Source organism: Vreelandella sulfidaeris Esulfide1, assembly GCF_054072535.1.
The window spans coordinates 703,665-725,600 of record NZ_CM133364.1 but is presented as its reverse complement, the minus strand read 5'-3'; the positions used below and the strand labels follow the sequence as shown (position 1 = coordinate 725,600).

Below are 21,936 nucleotides of genomic sequence, written 5' to 3'. Positions count from 1 at the left end.
AAGAACGTTCTTTGGAATGTGGGATATTAGGTGCTTGTGACACTCAAAATTAAATATTTAAGGTGAACATGTTTCCCTATTCAAACCTCTGCTCCCTTTCGCGATCTCTATTGGCTTCACGAGCTCGTTCTTCAGCCTCATCCCTTTTTAGCCGCGTCAGAACATTTCTTAAATGTTCCGCCAAACCCTCCAATTCAGATGATTCTAGTTCTTTTAATGCTAAGATACGTCTAGCCATTATATTAGCACTATTACCCGAGCAGCTCATGGGAGAAACAGCATCAACGTATATGTCTAGTACTTCAACTGAATTTGGCGCGGCATTAAGTATTGCTAATGCTTGCTCCGACAACTTACAGGCCTTGTCATCCTGAGTTGAATCAAACGGAGCTATAATGCCAGCTATTAGTTTCCACGCTTTTTCGTCTCCAGAATTTATGCACCAATCAATTAAATCCTTCGAACTTACGTTCTCAAGTGGGTTTTTGAAGTTCGGTTCACCCTCAGAAATATGGAAGCGAAGATAATCCTGAACATCACCTTCAAGAAGAGCACGGGTCAAAAATGGCGACGTAAGATGCTTGACGACCACAGTGACAGCTTCTCCATACCAATACATATGTTCTAATGCCCCATTGCTGTCATTGAACAAGGCGTCTAAAACCAAGGTTTTCTCCTCAACACACCCTTTGAATGGCAAACAATGGCTTAAAACCTCCGTGAGTCTATAATCACCCAAACCTCCGGGCTCAGGGTCATTTTTGGTTAGATGACTCGCCGCCGCGCGCAAGGCAATTTTACGAAGTTCCTCTCCCAAAATATCTTCACTTTTCACTTTGCCATGCAAGCGCATAGTCAAAGCTTCTAGCAACACACAGTCACCATTAGCTTTAAAAAGTAATTTTTTAGCTAAATCGACCAACTTTGAGTAAGCAACGTTCAGATACTCATCTTGCCAAAAAAGCCTCTCAATTCCTTGAACATGACCTTCAATAGATTCAAATACGTTTACGCATCGATCAAAATCGACTTCAGAAAAACTACTATACGGATGTAGGCCAACAATTATTGGCTTAAGAAGTTCGTCGTCCGCAGCTTCGTTGAGCAATTCGAATGTGAGCTGTTTATCCAAATTTGATAGCTCTTCTAAAGCACCCGATAGAACGCTGTAGTTAAATAACTTACTTTCAAGTGAATGCAAAGCTTCAATAAGGATATCCCACGTCCAGCGAGGTTTTGCTGAACTGCTCATAAGTCCTCGGCCAAAGGCCATCCTGTTTGGCGCATGATTACTATCAAACAATTTCATAGCAAGTAATTGCAACATTGCAGGCATCTTACCCACCTGCTCGCCATATCCAAATGCTCTATTTTCGAGGCGTACTCTCGCATCTTCATATTTTTTTGGATTTTGTTCGTCAAACTCGTCATCAAGTAGCCAGCTTTGTTGACCAGGATTGATCACGAGAGCCTCAATTTTTGAAACTAGGTCTTTAGGAGAGAGCTCATCTTTTAACATGAGTAACTGAGATTTAACCGACTCCAATTCTGAACTACTTAAAGACTTTCTATAGTCGTAGTAAAGAGCCGAGCAAACGGCACGCCACCCCTCAAGCCAAGGGGCTTTATCGTTTAAATCTAAAGCTATAGAATACAGGTCAGGACGTAAGTCTGGATAGCGCCAAAGGAAACGAAAGCGACTAGCAACTAATTGCCTTGCTGAACTCGCTAAAGTTGATTCCCCAAAGTTCGACACTTCGACGGAAATTTTAATAAAGCGTCTCAACCATTGAAGACGTTCATCGAAATTTGGGTTATGTCCGTAATCTCTAGGTCTAGCCCCAAACTCCATCATGCTATGACCAGACCATCGATCAGACTCTAACGCAGAACTAAGTAATTTAAGACCTATTTCTTGCCTGGTCGGTACGTTTGAACATAAGCAAACTCGAACAACGCTGGCACGCTGCTCCAGATTAGCATGCGTGCCAGATAAATATAATTGAAACAATCCCTTCAATTTCCCACGTACGCTATCGTAATTGTTTTCAGTATCTTCGTGCTCAGCAACCTGAAGGAGTACTTCTACAGCACGTTCGAAGTATTCTGGATAATAAGCCAGACCTACAAGTAGATTAAGAGAAACTAATCGAAATGGGTCACTAGGCCTAAGGTTAACAAGAAGATCCTTTGTTGTCAGAGTTCTCTCAATCAAATCAAGTGTTCTTTCTGGTGCAACTGGCGCGATGTACCGGAAGAGCTGTCGTTCATGCTCATTGAATTGAGTAGGATCTGATAAAAAACCTCCATCAGACATCCAAAGGCTCACGATTTTGATTGCAACTGGGTGTTTATGAAGAAACCCCAAACGTCGCCCAAAAGATTTCAGAAGCCGTGGACTGGCACGTCGCTCGAAAATTTCAGCAAGCATGTCAGCTGGAATCTTATTGAGCGCATCGGTGGCAAGTCGATTTGCAATCACATGCGGTAAGATCGCCCGCCACCGGGCTCGTTGTTGTGCGACTTGACGCTCAACTAAAGTTTGAATCGCTCTGTGCATGCTCCGCTTGCTGTATTCGCAGAGCTCGCCAAGAAGACTAAGCTCGTCTACTCCACCCTCTTCCCTCCCAATCGAAAACGAGTACACCAGAGATAACACCTCGGCCTGCTCCTTAAGGCCTGAGTCGTGTTTATGACGCTGATAAAACAGGCGATTGAACAGTTGTTCATCGGTAAGCCTAGACAATGTACCGTCGATTGGGGCTGACTCGGCGATTGCTAAAGCAAGCCTGGCATTACCTTCAGAAAACTCGGCAATTTTTGCCGCATTCAGTTGCCCTAACTCAGGATGACGCCTAATGAGTAATTTTTCTGCAACTTTGGGGCCATTTGCTTCGATTTGCACAACCTCAGTTGTTTGAGGCTTGTCCTCTCGAATATCGTACTCGACGGTGATTAGCTTAAGCGAATTGTTGTGAGATCGAAGACGTTCTGAAAGCGTACTGTGCAACTCAGATTGGCAATTATCTAAAACAACTATTATAGACGCTTGTTGAGCAAGCAAAGTCTCTATCATTGTATGTGCAGATGGATCAGGCTGGTTTCCAATGTCCGCATAAATAACTGCTGTCCGATCCAACACCTCTTCACCAACGTCTTCTTCAAACAATGCTTGAACGAAGCGAGACTTTCCTACTCCTGACAGCCCCGTAATCCTAATTGTCTTTTTAGAAGACAAAATAAGCCTGCGGACTGCTAGGATAGCTTCTTCAAGCGAGAGTTCTTTATGGCCTGACGAAGGAATATTAACCGTGATACCTTCTTCTAGAATTAGACTATCGCCGATATCTATAGGTGTTGAACTCCATCTGCCGAAGGGACGCCATCCGGATAAGGGGCGTCCAAGAACATCTCTAAGCCATAACTGAACAGATGGATACTGACGCAGCCAACGGTGAAGACATGATCGGTCATAGTAATTAATAGCTAGCGACGTTGTATGTGGATCCGATGTTATAGCCTCACGCATAGCTTTTATGCGCTTTTTATAAGTCGGTGGTGAGCAGTCCTCGGTTGAGGCTATTATGTATGCCCCATCCACTTCAGCCAACTCCTTCACAATAGCCGACAATTCTTCGCCATTTCGCATTTCATTTAGAACTTCTGCACGCCGCATGGGCTTAGCTTTAGCTTGAAAAACTGTATCTGAACGGAGAATAAAATCTCCATCAAAATTGCCGTTTGAAGCGGTAACTCTGATATCTACACCACCGTCTGGCGCAGTTATCGAGCCAGACCAGAAGACATCCCTTAGCTTTCCGCCATAAGCAGCGAGTTCTGCTTCACAAAGTCGAGCAATAAGTTCTTCGAGTTGCGTGTCGGTTAGTCTTGCTAGATCTTCTTTTTGCAACTCGATTATTGACATACCTAGAACTCCTAACCAGCTCTTTAGATCACGAAATTGCAGCCTTATAATTCTAATCAATAGATGCTGAGGCGGGTGAAGTGGAAAATAAAAAAGCACCAAATAGGCTCTTCCAAACTCTCTCACAATTTCAGATTACACGAGTCAATGCAGCTACAATAAACCCGCCAATTGGCGGGTTTTTAACGAACAAAGCTCTAGTGAGAAATCACTCCCACTCAATCGTAGCAGGCGGCTTACTACTCACGTCATAAGTCACCCGTGAAACCCCTTCCAGCTCATTGATAATCCGGTTGGAAACCTTCTCTAGCAGCTCATAAGGCAGGTGCGCCCAGCGAGCGGTCATGAAGTCGATGGTTTCGACCGCGCGTAGCGCGATGACCCATTCGTAGCGGCGGCCGTCGCCGACGACGCCTACTGATTTCACCGGCAGGAACACGGCGAAGGCTTGGCTGGTTTTTTCGTACCATCCAGAGGCGCGCAGCTCTTCGATGAAGATGGCGTCGGCATCACGGAGGATGTCGGCGTAGTCCTTCTTCACTTCGCCCAGAATACGCACGCCCAGGCCGGGGCCGGGGAATGGGTGGCGGTAGACCATATCGTAGGGCAGGCCGAGTTCCAGGCCGAGTTTGCGCACTTCGTCTTTGAACAGTTCGCGCAGCGGCTCGACCAGCTTGAGCTTCATGGTTTCCGGCAGGCCACCGACGTTGTGGTGGGATTTGATCACGTGCGCTTTGCCAGTTTTAGAGGCGGCGGATTCGATCACGTCCGGGTAGATGGTGCCCTGGGCCAGGAACTCCACACCTTCAATTTTGCTGGCCTCTTCATCGAACACGTCGATGAAGGTGTTGCCGATGATCTTGCGCTTGGCTTCGGGGTCTTTCTCGCCCTTCAGCTTGCCGAGGAACAGGTCTTCGGCGTCTACACGGATCACCTTCACGCCCATGTGCTTGGCAAAGGTTTCCATTACCTGATCGCCTTCCGCTTTACGCAGCAGGCCGTTATCCACGAATACGCAGGTCAGTTGGGTGCCAATCGCTTTGTGCAGCAGCGCGGCAACCACAGAAGAATCCACACCGCCGGAAAGGCCAAGCAGTACATGGCGGTCGCCCACTTGCTCACGCACGCGCTGAACCTGGTCTTCGATGATTTGTGCGGGCGTCCACAGCTTTTCGGCTTTACAGATATCCAGCACGAAGTGCTCAAGAATGCGCTGGCCCTGCAGGGTATGGGTCACTTCCGGGTGGAACTGAACACCGTAAAACTGCTTCTCTTCCCAGGCCATGGCGGCAATCGGGCAGCTCGGCGTGGAAGCGGTCACGGTGAACTCGGCGGGCGCTTCGGCGACCTTGTCGCCGTGGCTCATCCATACGTCCAGCAGGGTTTTGCCGCTTTTAGCGTCTACGTGGTCCTTGATGTCTTTGAACAGCGCGTTATCTTCGTCGATCTGAATCTGCGCGTAGCCGAATTCACGCTGGTTGGAGCCTTCTACCTTACCGCCCAGCTGCTCGGCCATGGTTTGCATGCCGTAGCAGATACCAAACACCGGCAGGCCCATTTCAAACACGCACTGCGGCGCACGCGGGGAGTCCAGCTCCGTCACGGATTCCGGCCCACCGGCCATGATAATGCCGTTGGGGTTGTACTCGCGGATCTCTTCTTCGGTGATATCAAACGCGCGGACTTCGGAATAAACGCCGATCTCACGAACGCGGCGGGCGATCAGTTGGGTGTACTGCGAGCCGAAGTCGAGAATCAAAATCTTATGGGCGTGAATGTCACTCATGGCGGGGTCTCGGTTAAGCGGTGTAGGTGCCGCTGGTAAGGCCAAAAAGCAAGCGGCGAGCTGTTGTGCCCGCCGCCGTTTTAACTAAAAACGCTGGTTAGCTCACCCGGTAGTTGGGAGCTTCCTTGGTGATCTGCACGTCGTGAACGTGGGATTCGTTAAAGCCAGCGCCGGTAATTTGTACAAACTCCGGCTTGGTGCGCATTTCCTGAACATCGCGGCAGCCGGTGTAGCCCATGGAGGCACGTAGCCCACCCATCAGTTGGTGAACGATAGCGCCCATCATGCCTTTATAGGGTACGCGGCCTTCAATGCCTTCCGGCACCAGCTTCTCGGCGCCTTCGCTCTTATCCTGGAAGTAGCGGTCGGCGCTGCCCTGGTTCTGGGACATGGCGCCCATGGAGCCCATACCACGGTAGGCTTTGTAGGTACGGCCCTGGTAAAGCTCGACTTCACCCGGCGCTTCTTCGGTACCGGCCAGCAGGCCACCGACCATCACGGCGCTCGCGCCAGCGGCAATCGCTTTGGCCAAATCGCCGGAGAAGCGAATGCCGCCATCGGCAATTAGCGGAATGTCGAATTCTTTGAGTGCTTCGGCTACGTTGGAAACCGCGGTAATTTGCGGTACGCCCACACCCGCCACAATACGCGTGGTGCAGATGGAGCCAGGGCCAATGCCGACTTTCACGGCATCCGCACCCGCTTCGGCCAACGCTTTGGCAGCGGCACCGGTGGCAATATTGCCGCCAATCACCTGAATGGCCGGGAAGTTCTGTTTGATCCAGCGGACGCGGTCGATAACGCCTTGAGAGTGACCGTGGGCGGTATCGACGATAATCACATCGACGCCGGCTTCGGCCAGTGCCGCTACGCGGTCAGGCGTTTCCGGGCCGGTGCCGACCGCTGCGCCCACCAGCAAACGACCGTCGCTGTCTTTGGCGGCCATCGGGTAAGTGCGGGCTTTTTCGATATCCTGGAAGGTCACCAGGCCGCGCAGGTGGAATTCGTCATCGACGATCAGCATTTTCTCGATGCGGTGTTCGCGCATCTTGGCTTTGCTGGTTTCGAGATCGGTACCTTCTTTGACAGTAATCAACCGCTCGCGGGGGGTCATGATGTCCGCAACGCTGTCGCCGTGGTTGGGCTGGAAGCGCATATCACGCTCGGTCACAATGCCGACCAGAGTTTCGCCTTCAACCACCGGGAAGCCGGAGAAGCCATTTTCACGCGCCATGGCAAGCAGGTCTTCGAGCTTGGCTTTAGGGCTAACCGTCACCGGGTCTTTCACAATCACACTTTCGTGCTTTTTGACCTTACGCACCTCAGCGGCCTGCTGGGTCATGGTCATGTTCTTGTGAATGATGCCAATGCCCCCTTCCTGGGCCATCGCAATCGCCAGTCGCGCTTCGGTGACGGTATCCATCGCGGCAGAAAGCAATGGAATATTGAGCGAGAGATTGCGGGTCAGGCGGGTTTTGAGGCTGACATCCTTGGGGAGAATGTCGGAGAAGCCGGGAACGAGGAGTACGTCATCGAACGTAAGTGCTTCTTGGGCCATACGTAGCATAGCGGCAACACCCTGATTGAGAGGAAGTGGGGCGTGAAAGGTTAATCTCCTATTATAGCGTTTTGAGGGGCATCCCAGCAATGTGATGACTGCATATCACAAGACAAGCAGCACCACTGGGGGTTGCTGCTTGTCCGTTAAACGTAGCGCGGCAGCGGTTAGGTAACTTACCGCGGCCTATTCGCCACGCTGCTCTTTTGTTTGAGGCTATCAAACTTAGTCTAGCGCGCGGTCGTCGACCTCACTGGGAAAGTCCAGATCTTCCAAACGTCCGGTTACCGCAGTGGCAATGTTGGCCAAATGCGAGGAGACACGCTTGTAGTGGCGAGCCAGCAGCGAGTACGCCACTGCTTCGTGAAACTCAACCGCCTCTTCTTCACCTAACAGCGCTTCGATGAGGCCATCGCAGGTTCCGCCTATTTCTCGGGCGGCAGTGATAATACGATGGGCCTGAGCTTCGTTTGAATCACGCGTCGCCTCGATTAACTCTTTAAAAAGTCCCGATAGACGCTCGGAGATCTTATCCAAAGGTTTCTGATAGCGATCCACACGAAAGCCTTCACTATAGAAAGCGCCGACTTCAAAGACGTTTTTACAGTAATCGCCAATACGTTCGGCGTCTTTCGCTACACTCATTAGCGCCAGGCAGATGGCCACATCGTGGCCGGGATTGACGGTCAAATGGCGTAATACCTTGCGACGGATGGAGCGCTCAAGCTCGTTGACCGCAACATCACGCTGGTAAAGCGGCTGCCGTACTTCTTCGGCGGGCACTGTGCTGTAAAGCACCTCGTTGGCACGTGCGAACATCCAGGCACCATGCTCTAGCATCTCGGTCAGGTCCGCGTAGGCCTGATCGATGCTGGTTTCCGAGGTAAGCGCACTATAAAGCTGTTTGAACATGGGAAACCCCTCGATTGGCCGCGCTTAGCGCAGGCGCATGAATAATTCGGTCAGTGTAATGCCGACCACCGGCACTACCAGGAATACGCCGATCAGGAACAAGAAGGCATAGCTGATTTTCTGCCCAGCCAAACGGCCATACCAAGTGGCAATGCGCAGCGGAATCACCCGTAGCGGCCACCAAATAAGGGTACCGGTCACGTTGAAGATAACGTGAAACAGCGCCACCGTCATCGCTGCGGCGATAGGGTTGGCAGTGGCCGCCAGAACACTGGTGATCGTGGTACCCAGGTTAGCCCCCATCATAAAGGGTAGCACTCGGCGCAGGCGCACTACGCCAGCCCCCGCCAATGGCACCATCAGGCTGCTGGTGATTGAGCTCGATTGCACCAGCACGGTGGAGACCAACCCTATGCCGTAGGCCCGAGCATCGGTACGGAAGAAATAGGTACGGAAGAGACCATCCATATGGCGCAGCAGAGCACCTCGCAAGTTCTTCACCATAAAGACCAGCGCCGTGAACATCAGCAGCATACCTAGCCCCGCCACGAAGAGTCCGGCAGCGGCTACACTGGGCATTAGGGTAGACCCCAGCCAGCTGGCAACATCGACAATGGGGGCAGTAATTACCTTGATGGGGCTACTAGGTTTGGAGACTTCCTCCAGGCCGATCAAATCAGCCACCCAACCGGCCAGGCGAGTAAAGATGCCGTAGCCTTCCGCATGGAACATTCCCGTCAACCACTCCACAGGGAACACCAACAAGACCGTGAGAATATTGAATAAGTCGTGCATCAACGCGGCGGTAAACGAGCGTCGGAAGTTGCGCTTTATGCGCACGTTGGCCAGGGCGACGATTACACCGGTCACGGCGGTGCCAATATTGGCACCCATGATAGCGAAAACGGCGGTGCCCAGGGTCATCTCACCGCTTGCCACCAGCGTAACGATTAGCGCCGAAGTAAATGACGAACTCTGCACCACCATGGTGACCAGTAGCCCGGCCATCAAAGCGATAAAGGGGTTTGCGCCAAGAGCGAAGGCGCGGGTTAGCAAGTCGCTGTCGCTGCCAAAGGCACCCAGGCCAGCGCCCAGCACATTAAGCGCTGCCAGGAACAGGTACAGGCACAAGCCGGCGTAAATACCGCGCAACCAAGCGGGCACCTCACGAGGCACATCGCGGGCAAAAGCAGGACGATCGGTTGAAGGGCCGAGATTCGACATAAGTGGTCTGCCGTGTTGGTGGACAATCTATGTATGACGATTTAATGACAGTTTTGTGTCGGCGAGCAACGTAACAAGCTTATGTGACAATTCCATGACGAACACAAAAAAATTAACATTCGCGCCGCGGCCGCAAAACTAACCTCTTGACAAATATCATTGCTGATACAGGTTAGCGCATTGTCTAATAACCGCACCTTAACAATGATTACCGCACCGCAAGCGTTGGATGTAAACTGCCTCCATGACCGCCTCAAACAGTACTATCCTCTCAGTCAGCGAACTCAATCTCAAGGCGCGCAAGGTGCTAGAACGAGATGTGGGCGAGGTGTGGGTGGAAGGCGAGCTTTCCAACGTTTCCCGCCCGGCGTCCGGGCATGTCTATTTCACGCTCAAAGATGACCGTGCGCAGATCCGCTGTGCGCTGTTTCGTCAGCGGGCGCGGTTTGTGTCGGCGCCGATGCGCGATGGTGATCAGGTCAAGCTGCGCGGACGAGTGTCGTTGTTCGAGCCCCGCGGCGACTACCAGCTTATTGCCGAGGCCGTTCAAGCCGCGGGCCTGGGCGAGCTGCTGGCGGCCTTTGAGCGCTTAAAAGCCCAGCTGGACGCCGAAGGCGTGTTTGCCAACGCACGGCCACTGCCCTTTCCACCTCGCAAGCTGCTGATTTTAAGCTCCGCCACCGGGGCGGCGATTCGTGATGTGCTGGCGGTACTGGAAGCCCGCTGGCCACTGGCGGATGTAACGCTGATTCCGGTGCTGGTACAGGGCGCGGAAGCAGCACCTGCCATGATATCGGCGCTGGCATTACTCAACCGCCAGGCACGCCTGGACCCCGAGCGCGATGTCATCCTGATTACCCGCGGCGGCGGCAGCCTGGAAGACTTGTGGGCGTTTAATAACGAGCATTTGGCGCGGGCAATTTTTCATTCGCGCCTGCCGGTGATGTCGGCGGTGGGCCACGAGGTGGACGTAACGCTTGCTGATTTTGCCGCGGATATGCGTGCCCCTACCCCATCGGCGGCTGCCGAACGATTAGTGCCGGATCAAACTGCCCTTAAGCGCCAGCTTGAGCATCAACACAGCCGTTTGCAGCGGGCCATGCAGGCACGATTAGAGCGCGACAGCCAGCGCCTGGATACCCTGCGCGCCAAACTGCGCCACCCCGGCGAACAGCTCAATCGTCAGCGCCAGCACGTTACCACCCTCAGTCAACGCCTTGAGCGCGCCATGCAGCAAACGCTCAGCCAGCAAAAAGCGCAGATGACGCAGTTAAGCAGGCGGCTGGCCAGCCAGGACATGGCGCGCTTGCATCGTGCGGAAAGTGAACGGGTAAACCAGTTGAATCGCCGCCTAAGTAGCGCCATGCAGCGCCAGCTAGAGAGCCAGCAAGCGCGGTTGAAAGCCGCCGCGCGGGAACTGAATGCGGTTAGCCCGCTGGCGGTGTTGGGGCGGGGTTATGCCATTGCCCAGGATGAGCAGGGTCAGGTCATCAGGCGGGCGGAAGATACCCAGCCCGGACAGAAGCTCAAACTGCGGCTGGGTGAAGGTAGGCTCAGCGTAGAGGTGAAACGGCGCTTTAAGTAGTGCGGCTCAAGGCGTTCGAGTTACTTCGCTGTCAGCGTTATTGAAAATAGCGCTGGGTTTTCCTGCGCCTCTTGCTGAATAGCGTCATCAATCGGCGTGTCGTAGGTTTTCAGCAAGTAGCCCAACACGGAATAGAACCCCACCATCGCGATCAGATCGATCACGGCGGTGCGTCCAATCGCTTCCGCCAGCGCCGCCTCCTGCGCCTTGCTCAACCTATGCTCGTCTAATAGCGCATCCACCGCCTCTATGATCAAACCGTCCAACCCCATGCTTCTTTGCGGCACGCCGCGAATAGCGTTAATCCGCGCGTCAGAAAACCCCAGCGCCAGCGCGCGGCTAACGTGGTGTGCCCACTCGTAGGCGGAGCCCAGACGAAACCCGGCGCGCAGTATCACCACTTCGGTAAGCGCCGGGCCTAGCGCGTTCTCCTTCACCACGTGCTGGCGCAACGGCGCCCACGCGGTCAGCAGCGCGGGGTGATGCGCCATGGTGCGATAAACGTTAAGGGCACCGGCAAATCCCTCACGCAGCTCCGCGATGTTATCGGGCCAGTCGGCGTCAGCAATCGGCGGGCAGGGGGATGGTTTCATCGGAGAGTTTCCTTATCAGCTTATTCAGCTATCGCGGCGTCAATGGCCTGGGTAATGCGCTCGATCAACAGGTCAATTTCTGCAGGTTCAATGGTATACGGCGGAGCCAGCAATATATGGTCACCATATATGCCGTCAATGGTGCCTCCCATTGGGTAGCTGATCAGCCCCCTTGCCATTGCTTGGCGCTTGACCTTGGCGTGGATTTTCCGGGCGGGATCAAACGGCGTCTTGTGCTCTCGATCGGCGACCAGTTCAATGCCGCGGAACAGCCCTCGGCCTCGAATGTCGCCCACATAGGGAGACGCACCCAGCGCTGCTTCAAGGCCGCTTTGTAGTCGTTTGCCCATGGCGTTCACATTGGTCAGCGTTTCTGGCCGGGCAATAATCTCCACCACTTTATTGGCAGCGGCCGCCGCGACCGGGTGACCCAAATACGTATGCCCATGTTGAAAAAGGCCGGAACCCTTTGCGAAGCTCTCATAAATAGCCGACGACAACATTACGGCGCCAATTGGCTGATAGCCGCCGCCCAGGCCTTTGGCGATGGTGAGAATATCGGGCGTTATGCCCTCCTGCTCGCAGGCAAACATCGTGCCTGTCCGCCCCATGCCACACATCACTTCGTCGAGAATCAGCAGTACGCCATAGTGGTCGCAAAGCTTGCGAATACGTTTGAAGTAATCCGCTTCAGCGGCCACTGCGCCCAAGGTAGCGCCGACCACTGGCTCGGCGACAAACGCCATCACATTGTCAGCACCCAGTTCGAGAATTTTAGCCTCAAGCTCGTCTGCCAATCGAGCGGCATACGCCTCGGGAGTTTCGTCGTTGCCCTTATCGCGGTAGGCGTAGCAGGGCGAGACGTGATGGGTCTCGGGCAGCAGCGGCTGAAACTGCTGGCGCCGCATGGCATTACCGCCCGTGGCTAACGCGCCAATTGTGTTGCCGTGATAGCTCTGGCGTCTGGCAATAATGTGGCGGCGCTGAGGCTGCCCCACTTCCACGAAATACTGGCGCGCCATTTTTAAAGCGGCCTCAACGGCTTCTGAGCCCCCCGATACCAGGTAAACGTGGTTTAACGGCTCAGGCGCTAAATTCACGAGCTTCTCGGCGAGTTCTTCTGCGGCATCCGTAGTGAAAAAACCGGTGTGCGCGTAGCAGAGATTGTCGATTTGGGCACGCATGGCCGCTAACACTTCCGGGTGAGCGTGCCCCACGCTCGTCACCGCCGCCCCACCCGAGCCATCCAGGTACTGGCGCCCTTCGGTATCAGTGATATAAACGCCCTGCGCAGAGGCTGCGTGCGGCAACGCCTGACCAATACTGCGATGAAGAAGTCGCGTCATGGAGCCTTCCTTTTAAAATGCCTAGAACCCAATCATCTCGACATACGTTGATCTTGGGATAAGAGTGGCACGACCTGACAAGGCAATGCAACAAACAAATCATATATATTTATATTAAAACAAATGGATCATTGTTATGATTCAGCTTACCCAGGCCCACAGCGCTGAGAGGCAACGCTCTATGTCACAAAGCCCTAAGTCAAAAAGTCCTATGCCACCGAGCGATCAGCTAAAAGAACAGATCATTGCGCAGTTCGATACCCTGTCAGCACAGCTCCAACAGGCAGCGCGTTATCTACTTGAGCACCCTGAAGAGGTGGCATTGGTATCCATGCGTGAAGTGGCGAGGCATGCGGCGGTGCAGCCGGCGACCATGACGCGGCTGGCCAAGGTGCTGGGCTTTCAAGGCTACAACGATATCCGCACGCATTATGCGCAAACGCTGCGCAGAAGAGGCGACGGTTTCGCTGACAAGGTTCGCCAACAGTCCCCTGCAGCCACTGGCGCCACGGAAAGTGATGCCGCCCAACAAATGCTGCAGGGGTTAAGCGCTCAGATAGTATCGCTGTGTGCGCCTGAAACACTGGCACGCTTATCCGCCATGGCGGATAGGTTAGCGGCGGCCAAAAAAATCTATGTGCTGGGCTTACGCTCCAGCCACGTGGTGGCCTGGCATTTTCATTACGTTATGTCGTTGCTAGGCGAGCGTACTGTCCACCTTGATGGTCCTGCCGGAACGGGGGGTGACGCACTAATGCGCGCGAAACCTGATGAGGTAATGCTAATCGTCTCCATCAAGCCATATACCGTGGATTCATTAGCAATGGCGCAATTGGCAAAAAGTAAGGGCTTGGCGGTTCTTTCGATCACCGATAGCGAAGTCTCTCCGCTGGCAGGTATTTCCGAGCAGGCAATTTATTGCCCTACCGAGAGCAAGAGCTTCTTCCATACACTGACCCCCGCCTTAGCCATTTCGGAAGTGCTCTGCACGCTACTGGCCGAACGCAATCGCCCTACCGCACTAGACGCCCTGCAAAACGCCGATGACCACCACTTACAGCTTAAAACCTACTCGAATACGCTGCCTCGGCGGGAGTAAGAAATGCAAACGGCGCTACCGAAATAGCGCCGCGTCTTTAAGCTCAAACATAGCTTTACTTAAACCTAACGTACTTACTGCTTATCCTGGCTGCTATTTTTTTCAGGTGCATGTTCGTCAGATGGGTTGTGACCAGAACCGGGGTTCACATGATGCGTATCCGGCATCGGGTTAGCATCATCGTGGTGATCTTCGCGGTCTTTAGGCGCTTTTTTGTCGTGCTCTGAGGCTTGAGTCATCGCTTCTTCCTTTTGTTGAAGTACTGAGTTTATTCATTGCTCTGGCTGTCCGACCAGCTGGGCTCGTTGAATAGCGTCATGGGTACCAAAAAAAGTGGCCGCACTAAGCGGCCACTGATTATTTCCTGGCGGAACTAACAGTATCAAGGCGTATGGTTAGTACCCGAGCCTTGCGTGTTGCCAGAAGGCGTACTCGACCCCGCTAAGCCTGAGCTATGTCTCTCAGTCGATGAGTCGCTGTCTTCAAGCCGCTTATCCTGGTTCGCGTTCACATTAGAACCTTGGTCCTGGTGTGATTTTTCTTTAGCTTCCTCGGCTTTTTCGTGAACAGTTTGCTGAGCTTTATCCGCTTTTTCATGAATAGTATGCTGGGCTTTATTCATTTGCTCTTGCCCGCTTTCAGCGGCCTTATGAAGAGCGCGATCACGATACTCGCCCATGTATTCATCCTCTTTTTTGGTGGCAGGGAAAACAGCACCCAAGGCGGCACCTAGTGCAAACCCTAGCGCGCCTACCACCAGCGGATGTTCTTGAATAAAGTCAGAGGCTTGCCCCTCAGAATGGCGAGCACGTTGACCCATATTATGCATGTGGTCATGAGTATTGTGATGAAGACGGGATGTGGAATCTCTCATGTTATCTCCCATATGGTGGGCTTTATCTCCCCACTGCTGCGCCGTTTGCTTTGCTTTTTGGCCTAAGGTTTGGGCTTTGCCTTTGGCACCGCCTTTCATGCTGCTGGCACTTTCTTTCACGCGGCTCATGCGGCCTTTACCATCGCCATGGCTTTCTGAGCTAACGTGCGCTTCTGAACCACTGTGATTATCTGAAGCACCGGCTACACCAGAAGGCGCATTACTATAGGCAGGCGCTCCACCGTTAGGGTGCGTGCCTTCATGAACGGGGATACCCTGCGGGCTTTGAGGACCGCGAGTAGTCGATGAATACTCATCACCCATGTAAAAGTGCTCGTCAGTCTCAGAGGCGTACCCATCATGCTGGTGTTGCCCTTGATTCGGGTTACGTTGGGCCAGCATTAACCAGCCAATACCCGCGCTGGTGAGCAGAAACGGCAGTGGGTTTTGCTTAATCGTCGTGCCCAGGTTGGTAACAAATTCGTTAGCGCCACCCTGACGAATATATTCGTAAGACGTATTCAACAGTTGCTGAGGAGAGAAGCGCTCTTCGATTTCATGCAGCGTAGAATCGAGGCGCTCGCGCGACTGATGGATATCCTTTTCAATATCTTCAGGTTTGCGCTGGTTATCCTTATCCGTCATTTCAACTCCTCCTTGACGTTGTGCTGATGCTCTTTCGCAGTCGCTTTGTCACTTTGCAAACTATGCATCGTACGATTCGGCATCAGGTTGCGAGCCTGTAGCTTTTTCTGGCCCGCTTTGAGCATCACTATACCGATAACCGTCACAACGCCGCCGACAATCAATGCAGATAGCCAAGGTGTGGTGTCGGGCGGAAGCACCTCATTTAGCAGGAACACTATCGCTGCTAACAGCGTTAAAAAGCCGCCGAGCAGAACTGCACCGGCAATAGCAATCTCTGCGATACCACCCATCGCCTGATGGGTCTTTTCAGACATCTCCGTTTTGGCAAGCTCTGCTTCGTTGCGCACCAGCGACGTCATTTCTTTCGTTAACGTCGATAACAACGACCCAATTGATGAGCCTTGTGACGTGGTTTTATTCTCCGAATCCATTCTTAGCCTCCCTGGCCCTTTGATTAGGGCGATTCATTTCCTCGACCCAACTAAACCCCTTGTTTTTAAACCCCTTGTTTTCAAACCCCATCGTTTTGAGAGGGGCTGCCTGAAAGACTGGATGATTGGCTATACGCGGAAGTCTGGGGAGCCGAACCCGGCGAGGTTGCCGAAGGCTTAGGAGGCACACTTTCTTCCATTGGGCGGCCCATTGAACGCTCATCTGTCGGATTGGAGTATCCGTCGTTGCCATGCGTGTGCTTATTGGAGCTTCGCAGAAAGCGCGATGCTAAAAAGCCAGCCGCAATAACACCCCCTACAAACAGAGCGGGTTCACGGCGGCTAAAGCTTTTCGCTTCATCGCATACGCTGCGTAAATCTTTATCGCGTAATTTTTGCGACATACGCTCAGTGGTATCAGCGAATCTTCTCGCTTGCTTAGAGAAATACGGCTGTTGCTGTTGATCAAACTCGTCAGCCATTTTCTGCAGCACGCTTGTGAATTTTTGGGACTGTTCCGCCGCATTATCGCGCTGCTTGGTAAAGTAGCTTTCTGCTTGGTGTTGGGCCGCCTCGCTTACATCATGCGCGGTATCTCGACCTCGCTGCTTGAGCGATTCCTTTGATTGGTTCGTCTGGGCTGTTGCGCCTGGATTAGGCTGCTTTCCTTGATCATTCATCTGATACTTCCTCCTTGTCGTTTCACTTGTCAGCATCCGTGGTGAAACACAATCAGCGACACTGCAAATCTATTTAGTTCAATTAACTAATGCATTTATGCACTAAAAGAAGACCAGCACTTATACGTAGTCAACTTAACTTCCTTAATAGATAGCCCACTTTCAAAACATAGTGCTGATTTTATTATTGTCAATTTATGTGCCAATCCATTTCATCATCCAGCCACCTCATTAACCTAAGTTAATAAAACGCGTGATTTATTTAAATTAAATTAACTATTGTTGGTAGAGATAATATAAAAAAGCGGAAATAAGAGAAGTGTGCCATTTCTGCTCATTTGCCTCCTTTTACGTCGATGGTCTATGGTAAGAACTGTGTTTAGGGCTGCATTTGGGACTGAGCTTAGGACTGAGCGCAGGAGTAAGCTTAGGACTGAGTTTAGGTCTGTATTGAGCTTAGATTTACGCCCATAAAGCGGGGTCTCTTAGAGCTCTGTCTCTTAGAGCTCTGTCTCTTAGAACGTCTCTTAGAACCGAGTCCCTTAGAAATGTGCCACCTTAGAACGGTGTAGAGCATCGCAGTGAATCCGAGGATCGGATTGTCGCTGTTTGTGCTAGTTATTACCCAGTGATTTTGAAAGGTAAATATTGAACGACACGTACCTGTGCCAACAATGGAGTGACCGCACATGAGTGATCAAAAGCAACCTCCCCAGCATCAAGATAAGCAGCCGGGCGATGAATACGCGATGCGCCCCGAACCCGAGTATATCCGTGAGAGCTACCGCGGCACCGATAAGCTGCTGGATAAAGTGGCCATTATTACCGGTGGCGACAGCGGCATTGGCCGCGCAGTGGCCGTTCACTACGCCCGGGAAGGCGCCGACTGTGCGATTGCCTATTTAGACGAAGATAAAGATGCTGAAGAGACTAAGCGATTAGTGGAAGCGGAAGGCCGCCATTGCTTGGTGTTAAAAGGCGATGTAGCGGAACCAGAATTTTGCCGCGATATCGTTAAGCGTACCCTTGATCACTTCGGTAAAATTAATATTGTGATCAACAACGCCGCTGAGCAGTACGATTGGGACGACATTACCGAGATCCCCGATGATCAACTGCTACGTACCTTCCAGACCAATATCTTTAGCCATTTCTATCTGACGAAATCTGCCCTACCGCATCTTAGCGAGGGTGACACCATCATTTCTACGTCATCCATCAACGCCTTTAAGGGCAATAATTCGCTGATCGATTACACCGCTACCAAGGGCGCTATTCAGGGATTGGTGCGCTCGCTAGCAATGTCACTGATGGACCGTGGCATTCGCGTTAACGCAGTGGCGCCAGGGCCAGTCTGGACCCCGTTAATTCCGGCCAGTTTTGATGACGAGAAGGTGGCGTCATTCGGCGGTCAGGTACCTATGAACCGTGCTGGCCAGCCCAGTGAAATGGGCCCCGCCTATGTTTATTTAGCCAGCGAAGAGTCGTCCTATATGTCCGGTCAAACCATGCACTTAAATGGCGGTGTTATTTTAAACACTTAATAAGCATCTAACGTGACTAGCTAAACACGTGACTAGCAAAACAAAAAGGGCGGTTTCGCCGCCCCTTTTATGGGTGTCTTACTTCACTCTTTACCGCCCACTATCATTTCTTTATATTAATCGACTTCTCACTTTCTACTTACCCCCTTATATGCACGCTTGAACGCTCACGCTTTAATTCCCACGCTTTAATTCCCACGTTTCAATACTATCCCCGTTCTACCCCGCCAGGATTTTTACTAATACCTTCGATTTGCGGGCGTGATTGTAAGTCTCGCGCTTAAGTGGCGGTAAGTCTTCTAAGCTGGCCGTATGAAAGCCATGCTCCACAAACCAATGCGCCGTGTGAGTGGTGAGCACGAACATGACATTTAAACCGCGCTGCCGGGCACGACGCTCCATGGCTTCCACTAGGCGCTCGCCCCGCTCGCCGCCGCGGTAGCTGTCGTGTACCGCTACGCAGGCGAGTTCAGCAATGCTGGTATCCGGGAATACATGCAGCGCGGCGCATCCGATCACCATGCCGTCGCGCTCGATCACCATGTAGTCGTCAATCTCGTGCTCCAACCGCTCACGAGAACGGGCGACCAGCATGCCCCGCCGCTCTAGGGGCTCGAGGAGTTCTAATAAACCCGCCACATCGTTGAGCGTAGCCGGACGCAGCTGTTCGTAACGGTGCTGGGTAATCATGGTGCCCACGCCGTCACGGGTGAATAGCTCACCCAACAAGGCATCGTGGTTGCGCCAGGAGAGCAAATGCGTGCGAGCTACACCTTCCCGTGCGGCGGTGCAGGCGGCCTGTAAATGGCGGGCTAGCTCGCTACCCGGTACGGCGTTCGTTAATCGTGGCTCGGCCTCCGCTGGCGAGAGCTGGCGAAGCAGCGCGCCGTGATCATCTTCTAGCCCTTCTGACTCGCCCAGCAAAATCAGCTTATCGGCCTTTAACGCTATAGCGGCGTGATGGGCTACTTCAGAAGCATCCAGATCAAACACCTCACCGGTGCTTGAGAAACCCAGCGGCGGCAATAGCACTAGCGAACCTTTTTCCAGCAGACCTTGAATGGCGCTGGCGCGCACGCGGCGCACTTCACCGCTGTGGTCGAAATCGACTCCTTCGCGTACGCCCAGCGGCTTGGCGGTCACCAGGTTGCCAGAGATGACACTCAGCTCTACGCCATGTAGCGGCGTGCTGGGCAGGCCCAGCGACAGCCGCGCTTCCAGCCATAGCCGCTGATGGGCAGCGACCTGCTCTACGTGCGCCATCACAGCGCGGTCTGCCACCCAGCGGCCATCAACGCGCGTTGGCTCTACGCCGGCGGCGCTTAACGCTTCGTGTACCTGGGGGCGAATACCAAATACCACCACCAAGCGCACGCCCAGGGTATGCAGCAGGGCTAAATCTTGAATCAGTTGCTCCCCTCGGCCAGACGCCATGGCTTCGCCTTCAATTAAGATGACAAAGGTTCGTCCCCGGTGAGCATTGATGTAAGGGGAAGCGTTACGAAACCAATCAACAAAAGGGAAGCGCGTATCCAAGGGCCGCTCTCCGGCAGCAGGTGAAAGAAACATGCGACGTTTATTACGTCCAATGGGTTACTTTACCAGAGCACAAAAAACAGCGGCACCTTCTAATGCAAATCTGCTCGATCTAATGCAGATAAACATGAAGATGCCGCTGTGATGTTACCGCTCAGTTGCTTCTAAACGCGTTCGAGCCTGCGTTTAATCGAACATGTTTAGCCGAACATGCCTTTGAACATAAAGAAGAACAGAATGGCGAGACCTGCGCCGGCTGGCAATGTGATCAGCCATGACATCGCAATCGTGCCAATAACGCGCAAGTTGAGGGCCGCCATACCGCGTGCCAGACCGACACCTAAAATTGCACCTACCAGCGTATGGGTCGTTGAAATCGGCAGGCCAGTGCCTGACGCCAGTACCACCGTCGTGGCCGCCGCCAGCGTGGCGGCAAAGCCGCGACTGGGGGTAAGTTCGGTAATGCCGGTACCCACGGTCGCAATCACTTTATGGCCGTAGGTGACCAAGCCCACCACAATGCCACCGCCGCCGAGTACCAATACCCACCATGGCACCAGCGCGGAGCCACCGATTTCACCGCCGGTTTGCACCACGCTAATCACTGCGGCCAGCGGGCCAACCGCATTCGCCACATCGTTAGAACCATGGGCAAAGGCCATGGCACAGGCAGTGAAGATCATCAGCACGCCAAATACACGTTCAACGTTGGCGTAGCCAAAGTGGTCCTTCGCATTGTGCTCGAACTTGATACGACGCTGCATCAGCCAGCCAATTCCCATAATCACGCCGCCCAGTAGAATCGATAGCAGCAGGCTTTGATTAAAGGTCAACTCAAGACCAACATGGGATAACCCCTTGGTCAGCGTCACCATCGAAACGATAAAGCCGACGAGAAACACATAGCCAGGTACATAGCGTTTCGCAGCAGCAAACGGGTTGTCATCTTCAAAGATTAGATAGTGCACCGATTTAAACAACACAAAGCCGATCGTACCCGCCAGCAAAGGGGACACTACCCAGCTCGCGGCAATCGTGCCCACTGCCCCCCAATCCACCATGGCGGGGCCAAGCCCTGCGACCGCAAAGCCAACAATCGCGCCGACGATCGAATGGGTGGTAGAAACTGGCCACCCCCTCATAGACGCTACCAGCAGCCATGTACCCGCGGCTAGCAACGCTGCCAGCATGCCATATACCAACAGCTGCGGGTCATCCTGCAATAGCTCAGGGTCGATAATGCCTTTGCGGATCGTATTGGTTACCTCACCGCCGGCTAACCAAGCACCCAGGAATTCAAAAACAACAGCAATTAAGATCGCTTGTTTGATGGTGATCGCTTTCGACCCCACCGAGGTTCCCATTGCATTGGCGACATCATTTGCACCAACGCCCCAGGCCATAAAGAAGCCAAACAAACAGGCCAAAATAATGAAGATTTCACCGTGCTGGGCAATAATCAGCATGAAAGGTCCCCTTAGCGGGCAGTCAGTATCTGCAGACGGCTACCCACACGCTCAGCGCGATCAGATAGTTCGCCAACCCATTCAATGATCTTGTAGAGAAAGATCACATCCACTGGCGGTAGCTGGCTCTCAAGCGAGAACAGTTGGCGACGGATCGTCACCTGTTGATCGTCGGCTTGATGTTCGAGGGTGTGCAGCTCGCGGATCATTTTCTGCATCACATCGGAGACGTTTTTGCCAAAGCCGGATTCAAGCAGGTCCTTGAGCTCTTCCAATGCCTGACGGGCTTGGGCGACACAAGCAATACTGGTACGAATGTAGTCACGCATCGGGTCGGCCAATTCATCCGGCACGCGCATTTTACGCCCCAGCATAATGCCGGTAATGTCGCGCACCTTGTTGGCGATTTTGTCTTGCACGCTGATCAAATCGAGCAAATCAGAGCGCGACACCGGTAAAAACATGGTGTTGGGCAGGTTCAACCGCAGCTCTGTTTTCAGCGTATCGGCGTCGTGCTCTAAGCGGGTGACGTTTTCGCGCAATTCAGCTGCTTTGTCCCAATCATCAACCAGCGTTGCTTCAAAAAACGGCAACAGTTGATCGGCACATTCATTAGCCTTGACGATATGGGCCAACAGCGGCTGGAATGGCGAGCGGCCAAACATCGAAGAAAAAGGATTGGAGGTAACCATAATGCCTTTTAGCCTATTTTCGGGGAGCCTGGAAATG

At 52.9% G+C, this 21,936-nt stretch carries 17 protein-coding genes; 3 read left to right on the top strand and 14 right to left on the bottom strand.

Annotated elements, in window-relative coordinates:
* Positions 1-76: 76 nt before the first annotated feature.
* The 5 genes from ACW44H_RS03395 to ACW44H_RS03375 all read right to left on the bottom strand — a co-directional run bounded on the left by ACW44H_RS03395 (position 77) and on the right by ACW44H_RS03375 (position 9,405).
* Positions 77-3,925 carry a hypothetical protein gene (locus ACW44H_RS03395; protein WP_457506882.1) on the bottom strand — a complete coding sequence of 1,283 codons (3,849 nt, stop codon included), beginning with the start codon at positions 3,923-3,925 and terminating at the stop codon, positions 77-79.
* A gap of 208 nt (positions 3,926-4,133) precedes the next feature.
* On the bottom strand, positions 4,134-5,711 hold the full coding sequence (guaA, locus tag ACW44H_RS03390; protein WP_457508916.1) for a glutamine-hydrolyzing GMP synthase: 1,578 nt from the start codon (positions 5,709-5,711) through the stop codon (positions 4,134-4,136).
* Between the two features lie 97 nt (positions 5,712-5,808).
* Positions 5,809-7,278 (bottom strand): IMP dehydrogenase, encoded by a 1,470-nt coding sequence (gene guaB, locus ACW44H_RS03385; protein WP_113268719.1) that lies wholly within the window; start codon positions 7,276-7,278, stop codon positions 5,809-5,811.
* Positions 7,279-7,494: 216 nt separating this feature from the next.
* Positions 7,495-8,181 carry a PhoU domain-containing protein gene (locus ACW44H_RS03380; RefSeq protein ID WP_457506880.1) on the bottom strand — a complete coding sequence of 229 codons (687 nt, stop codon included), beginning with the start codon at positions 8,179-8,181 and terminating at the stop codon, positions 7,495-7,497.
* Positions 8,182-8,205: 24 nt separating this feature from the next.
* Entirely contained in the window at positions 8,206-9,405 is a 1,200-nt protein-coding gene (locus tag ACW44H_RS03375; RefSeq protein ID WP_457506878.1) for a Na/Pi symporter, read from the bottom strand.
* A 244-nt stretch (positions 9,406-9,649) separates the two neighbouring features.
* Between ACW44H_RS03375 and xseA the strand changes: the two genes are divergently transcribed.
* Entirely contained in the window at positions 9,650-10,990 is a 1,341-nt protein-coding gene (gene xseA, locus ACW44H_RS03370) for an exodeoxyribonuclease VII large subunit (RefSeq protein ID WP_457506876.1), read from the top strand.
* A 20-nt stretch (positions 10,991-11,010) separates the two neighbouring features.
* Here the strand turns inward: xseA and ACW44H_RS03365 are convergent, their stop codons facing one another.
* Together ACW44H_RS03365 and ACW44H_RS03360 are read right to left on the bottom strand one after the other, a co-directional pair.
* The gene (locus ACW44H_RS03365; RefSeq protein ID WP_457506875.1) at positions 11,011-11,583 is read right to left on the bottom strand and encodes a carboxymuconolactone decarboxylase family protein; all 573 of its coding nucleotides are present in this window, start codon (positions 11,581-11,583) and stop codon (positions 11,011-11,013) included.
* Positions 11,584-11,603: 20 nt separating this feature from the next.
* Positions 11,604-12,929 (bottom strand): aspartate aminotransferase family protein, encoded by a 1,326-nt coding sequence (locus tag ACW44H_RS03360; protein WP_457506873.1) that lies wholly within the window; start codon positions 12,927-12,929, stop codon positions 11,604-11,606.
* Between the two features lie 136 nt (positions 12,930-13,065).
* Between ACW44H_RS03360 and ACW44H_RS03355 the strand changes: the two genes are divergently transcribed.
* Positions 13,066-14,028, top strand: coding sequence for a MurR/RpiR family transcriptional regulator (locus tag ACW44H_RS03355; protein ID WP_457506871.1), 963 nt, complete (start codon positions 13,066-13,068; stop codon positions 14,026-14,028).
* Positions 14,029-14,102: 74 nt separating this feature from the next.
* Here ACW44H_RS03355 and ACW44H_RS03350 read toward each other — a convergent pair whose 3' ends face one another.
* The 4 genes from ACW44H_RS03350 to ACW44H_RS03335 all read right to left on the bottom strand — a co-directional run bounded on the left by ACW44H_RS03350 (position 14,103) and on the right by ACW44H_RS03335 (position 16,661).
* The gene (locus ACW44H_RS03350; RefSeq protein WP_457506869.1) at positions 14,103-14,267 is read right to left on the bottom strand and encodes a hypothetical protein; all 165 of its coding nucleotides are present in this window, start codon (positions 14,265-14,267) and stop codon (positions 14,103-14,105) included.
* A gap of 143 nt (positions 14,268-14,410) precedes the next feature.
* Positions 14,411-15,547, bottom strand: coding sequence for a DUF3618 domain-containing protein (locus ACW44H_RS03345; RefSeq protein WP_457506867.1), 1,137 nt, complete (start codon positions 15,545-15,547; stop codon positions 14,411-14,413).
* Positions 15,544-15,981, bottom strand: a complete 438-nt coding sequence (locus ACW44H_RS03340; protein ID WP_113268712.1) for a phage holin family protein — start codon at positions 15,979-15,981, stop codon at positions 15,544-15,546. The genes ACW44H_RS03345 and ACW44H_RS03340 overlap by 4 nt, the downstream gene beginning before the upstream one ends.
* 80 nt (positions 15,982-16,061) lie before the next feature.
* Positions 16,062-16,661, bottom strand: a complete 600-nt coding sequence (locus tag ACW44H_RS03335) for a hypothetical protein (protein WP_457506865.1) — start codon at positions 16,659-16,661, stop codon at positions 16,062-16,064.
* A gap of 689 nt (positions 16,662-17,350) precedes the next feature.
* Here ACW44H_RS03335 and ACW44H_RS03330 point away from each other — a divergent pair.
* The gene (locus tag ACW44H_RS03330) at positions 17,351-18,205 is read left to right on the top strand and encodes an SDR family oxidoreductase (protein WP_457506863.1); all 855 of its coding nucleotides are present in this window, start codon (positions 17,351-17,353) and stop codon (positions 18,203-18,205) included.
* Between the two features lie 219 nt (positions 18,206-18,424).
* Here ACW44H_RS03330 and argA read toward each other — a convergent pair whose 3' ends face one another.
* The 3 genes from argA to ACW44H_RS03315 form a co-directional block, all read right to left on the bottom strand.
* A complete protein-coding gene (gene argA, locus ACW44H_RS03325; RefSeq protein WP_457508914.1) occupies positions 18,425-19,741 on the bottom strand; it encodes an amino-acid N-acetyltransferase in 1,317 nt (438 codons plus the stop codon).
* Between the two features lie 200 nt (positions 19,742-19,941).
* Positions 19,942-21,207 (bottom strand): inorganic phosphate transporter, encoded by a 1,266-nt coding sequence (locus ACW44H_RS03320; protein ID WP_457506861.1) that lies wholly within the window; start codon positions 21,205-21,207, stop codon positions 19,942-19,944.
* 11 nt (positions 21,208-21,218) lie between these two features.
* Positions 21,219-21,899 (bottom strand): TIGR00153 family protein, encoded by a 681-nt coding sequence (locus tag ACW44H_RS03315; protein WP_113268708.1) that lies wholly within the window; start codon positions 21,897-21,899, stop codon positions 21,219-21,221.
* Positions 21,900-21,936: the final 37 nt, after the last annotated feature.